Source organism: Streptomyces sp. NPDC051310 (genome assembly GCF_044455245.1).
Classification (GTDB): Bacteria; Actinomycetota; Actinomycetes; order Streptomycetales; family Streptomycetaceae; genus Streptomyces.
In genome coordinates this window covers 1-2,886 of sequence record NZ_JBITEO010000055.1, presented here as the reverse complement: position 1 = coordinate 2,886, position 2,886 = coordinate 1, and the positions used below count along the sequence as shown (strand labels likewise).

At 67.0% G+C, this 2,886-nt stretch carries 2 protein-coding genes; both read right to left on the bottom strand.

The annotated features are described in order from the left end of the window. Nucleotides 1-1,041 (bottom strand): 2-oxoacid:ferredoxin oxidoreductase subunit beta (locus tag ACIA79_RS33505; RefSeq protein ID WP_399432201.1); only part of this gene is annotated, 1,041 nt, incomplete at its 3' end. After that, a partial coding sequence (locus ACIA79_RS33500; protein WP_399432200.1) for a 2-oxoacid:acceptor oxidoreductase subunit alpha occupies nucleotides 1,034-2,886 on the bottom strand: 1,853 nt, incomplete at its 5' end. The genes ACIA79_RS33505 and ACIA79_RS33500, both read right to left, overlap by 8 nt.

The window sequence follows — 2,886 nt, the reverse complement described above, 5'->3', positions numbered from 1 at the left end:
GACGGTCCAGGTGTCGCTGCCTGTGAGGAGTGCGGCGAGGTCGCCCTTGCCGTGTTGTTCGATGGCGGTGTCGAGCTGGTCGGCCATGAGGGTGTCGTAGACGGGGCGTTGGACGGCGCGGAAGACGCCGATGGGGGTGTGGTGGAGGGTGTCGGGGTCTGCGAGGCGGGAGAGGGCGAAGGCGGTGGTGGGGCTTTGGTTGTGGGCGTCGTGGATGAGGACCTGGTGTTCGGTCCGGGGGGTGAGGGTGATGGCTTTCAACTCGCCGGTGGCGGGGTCCCGCACGACGCCTTTGCTGTTGTCGGGTCCGAAGCGGATGGGCTGTCCGTGTTCCAGCCGGATCACCGCTTCCTGGGCTGTGTCCTTGTCCTTCAGGGCGTCGAAGGCGCCGTCGTTGAAGATGTTGCAGTTCTGGTAGATCTCCACCAGTGCGGTGCCGGGGTGGTGGGCTGCCTGCCGCAGGATGTCGGTGAGGTGTTTGCGGTCGGAGTCGACGGTTCTGGCCACGAAGGATGCTTCGGCGCCGATGGCGAGGGACACGGGGTTGAACGGGGCGTCGAGTGATCCCATCGGGGTCGACTTGGTGATCTTCCCGACCTCGGAGGTGGGGGAGTACTGGCCCTTGGTCAGGCCGTAGATCCGGTTGTTGAACAGCAGGATCTTGAGGTTGACGTTGCGTCGCAGGGCGTGGATGAGGTGGTTGCCGCCGATGGACAGTGCGTCGCCGTCGCCGGTGACGACCCAGACGGACAGGTCGGTGCGGGAGGATGCCAGGCCGGTCGCGATCGCCGGGGCGCGGCCGTGGATGGAGTGCATCCCGTAGGTGTTCATGTAGTAGGGGAAGCGGGAGGAGCAGCCGATGCCGGAGACGAAGACGATGTTCTCTTTGGCCAGGCCGAGTTCGGGCATGAAGCCCTGGACGGCGGCGAGGATGGCGTAGTCGCCGCAGCCGGGGCACCAGCGCACTTCCTGGTCGGATTTGAAGTCCTTCATGGACTGGGTGGCCTCGGCCTTGGGCACCAGCTTCAGTGCCTCAGTCATCGATGGCCTCCTTCAGTGCGGTGGCGAGCTGTTCGGCTTTGAACGGCATGCCGTTGACCTGGTTGTAGCTGTGTGCGTCGATCAGGTATTTCGCGCGGATGAGGGTGGCGAGCTGGCCGAGGTTCATCTCCGGGATGACGACCTTGTCGTAGCGCTGCAGGACCGCTGCGAGGTTTCCGGGGAAGGGGTTGAGGTGGCGCAGGTGGGCCTGGGCGATGGGGTGGCCGTCCTTGCGGACGCGGCGGACGGCGGCGGTGATGGGGCCGTAGGTGGAGCCCCAGCCCAGCACCAGCGTCCGCGCCCCGGTCGGGTCGTCGACCTGCAGGTCGGGCACCTCGATGCCGTCGATCTTGGCCTGGCGGGTGCGGACCATGAAGTCGTGGTTGGCCGGGTCGTAGGAGATGTTCCCGGTGCCGTCCTGCTTCTCGATCCCGCCGATACGGTGTTCCAGCCCCGGCGTCCCGGGCAGCGCCCAGGGGCGGGCCAGTGTGCGGGGGTCGCGCTTGTAGGGCCAGAACACTGCCGTGCCATCAGGCAGGGTGTGGTTGGGCCCGGTGGCGAACCGCACCCCCAGATCGGGCAGGTCCTCCACGTCCGGGATCCGCCACGGCTCCGAACCGTTGGCCAGATACCCGTCCGACAGCAGGAACACCGGGGTGCGGTAGGTCAGCGCGATCCGGGCGGCCTCCAGGGCCGCGTCGAAACAGTCCGCCGGGGTCCGCGGCGCGATGACCGGCACCGGCGCCTCCCCGTTGCGCCCGTACATCGCCTGCAGCAGATCCGCCTGCTCGGTCTTGGTCGGCAGACCCGTCGACGGCCCACCACGCTGGATGTCCACGATCAAAAGCGGCAGCTCCAGCGACACCGCCAGCCCGATCGTCTCGCTTTTGAGCGCCACCCCCGGACCCGACGTCGTCGTCACCGCCAGCGACCCGCCGAACGCCGCCCCCAGCGCCGCACCGATCCCGGCGATCTCATCCTCCGCCTGGAACGTACGCACCCCGAAATTCTTGTGCCGGGACAACTCGTGCAGGATGTCGGAGGCCGGAGTGATCGGATACGACCCCAAGTACAACGGCAGATCCGCCTGCCGCGACGCCGCGATCAACCCGTACGACAACGCCAGGTTCCCGGAGATGTTGCGGTAGGTGCCCGCCGGGAACGCCGTCGTCGCCGGAGCGACCTCGTAGGAGACGGCGAAATCCTCCGTCGTCTCACCGAAGTTCCAGCCCGCACGGAACGCCGCCACGTTCGCCTCCGCGATACCGGGCTTCTTCGCGAACTTCGACCGCAAGAACCGCTCCGTGCCCTCGGTGGGCCGGTGATACATCCACGACAGCAGCCCCAGCGCGAACATGTTCTTGCTCCGCTCGGCCTCCTTGCGCGGCAGGCCGAAGTCCTTCAGCGCCTCGATCGTCAGCGTCGTCAGCGGAACGGGGTGGACGCGGTAACCCTCCAGCGTCCCGTCCTCCAGCGGCGAGGTCGCATACCCCACCTTCGCCATCGCCCGCTTGGCGAACTCGTCGGTGTTGACGATGATCACACCGCCCCGCGGCACATCACCCACATTCGCCTTCAACGCCGCCGGGTTCATCGCGACCAGCACATTCGGCGCGTCACCCGGGGTGAGAATGTCATGATCGGCGAAATGCAACTGGAACGACGACACCCCCGGCAGCGTCCCCGCCGGCGCCCGGATCTCCGCCGGGAAGTTCGGCAGCGTCGACAGATCATTCCCGAACGACGCCGTCTCCGACGTGAAACGGTCACCCGTCAGCTGCATACCATCACCGGAATCACCCGCAAAACGGATGATCACCCGATCCAGACGGCGTACTTCCTTCT